This window comes from Falsiroseomonas sp. RANM36 (assembly GCF_056682175.1).
Genome location: NZ_JBWXTD010000003.1, coordinates 359,972 through 361,599, shown reverse-complemented (window position 1 = coordinate 361,599; position 1,628 = coordinate 359,972). Strand labels below are relative to the sequence as shown.

Annotated in this window: 2 protein-coding genes; both read left to right on the top strand. The window is 71.6% G+C overall.

Annotated features, from left to right (window positions below; all coding sequences use genetic code 11):
• On the top strand, window positions 1-1,427 hold a 1,427-nt coding region (locus tag AC1MIR_RS06530; protein WP_480027374.1), incomplete at its 5' end, for an FAD-dependent oxidoreductase.
• Window positions 1,424-1,628 (top strand): DUF2783 domain-containing protein (locus tag AC1MIR_RS06525; protein ID WP_480027373.1); only part of this gene is annotated, 205 nt, incomplete at its 3' end. The genes AC1MIR_RS06530 and AC1MIR_RS06525, both read left to right, overlap by 4 nt.

Genomic DNA, 1,628 nt, shown 5'->3' with positions numbered 1-1,628 from the left:
GCACGCTGGAGATTTTTGGGCGTCTCGGCATTGGCCACCGTTTCACGGAGAAGGGCATCACCTGGAAGACCGGCCGCGTCTTCCACGGCGACCGCGAGGCCTATGCCTTCGACCTGCTGCCGGAAGCGGGTCATGAATACCCGGCCTTCGTGAACCTGCAGCAGTACTATGCCGAGGAGTGGCTGGTGGAGGCCTGCGTCGCGGCCGGCGTCGAGATCCGCTGGAAGCATCGGATCACGCGCGTGGCCCCGGACGGCAACGGCGCCACCGTGATCGTGGACACGCCCGATGGCGGCTATGCGCTGCATGCCGACTGGCTGCTGGCCTGCGACGGCGCGCGCAGCTTCATTCGCGAGAGCATGGGCCTGCCCTTCGCCGGCCAGGTCTTCCGGGACCGCTTCCTGATCGCCGATGTCGTGATCAAGGGCGACGTGGCCTTCCCGACCGAGCGCTGGTTCTGGTTCGACCCGCCCTTCCATCCCGGCCAGTCGGTGCTGCTGCACAAGCAGCCCGACGATGTCTGGCGCATCGACTTCCAACTGGGCTGGGACGCCGACCCGGAGGAGGAGAAGCGGCCGGAGAAGGTGATCCCGCGCGTGCGCGCCATGCTCGGCGAGCATGTGCCCTTCGATCTGGAATGGGTCAGCGTCTACACCTTCCGCTGCCGCCGCATCGAACGCTTCCGCCACGGCCGCGTGATCTTCGCCGGCGATGCCGCGCATCAGGTCAGCCCCTTCGGCGCGCGCGGCGGCAATGCCGGCGTGCAGGATGCGGACAACCTTGCCTGGAAGCTCGCCGCGGTGCTGGCGGGGCGCGCGCCCGAGGCGCTGCTCGACAGCTACGACGCCGAGCGCATCCCGGCCACCGACGAGAACATCCTGAACTCCACCCGCAGCACGGACTTCATCACGCCGAAGAACGAGGCGGCGCGCGCCTATCGCGATGCGGTGCTGGAACTGGCGGCGCGGCATGAATTCGCGCGGCCGCTGGTGAATTCCGGGCGTCTCTCCCGCCCCTCCACCTATGCCGACAGCCCGCTGAACGGCCCGGCGGGATGGGAGGGTGGCGCGCCGCCGGGCACGCCGGCGCCGGATGCGCCGGTGATGCAGGACGGCACGCCGGACTGGCTGCTGCGCCATCTTGGCGACGGCTTCCGGCTGCTGGTCTTCGGCCCGCCCGATGCGGCGCTGGTCTCTGCCTTGCCGCAGGGCGTCGCGGCGGTGTTCGTGACGCCGGAGGAGACGCCGGGCGCGCTGTTCGACCACGCAGGCCTTGCCGCCGCGCGCTTCGCCGCACCGCGCGGCGCGGCCGCGTTGATCCGCCCCGACCAGCATGTCGCGGCGCGCTTCGCCGAGCCCGATCCCGCGGCGATCGGGGCGGCGCTGGACCGCGCGCTCGGCCGCAGCAGCGTGGAGGCCGCCGCATGACGCTCGACACCGCGCCCCGCATCGCCGATCCGGACGGCTTCTTCGCGCTGCTGGTGGAGGCGCATCGCGGCCTGAGCGCCGAGGAATCGCGCCGGCTGGATGCGCGGCTGGTGCTGATCCTGGCCAACCAGGTGGGTAACATGGCGGCGCTGCGCGCGGCGATCGCAGCCGCGAAAGCCGCGGCGCCGGGGCGCGCCGCCC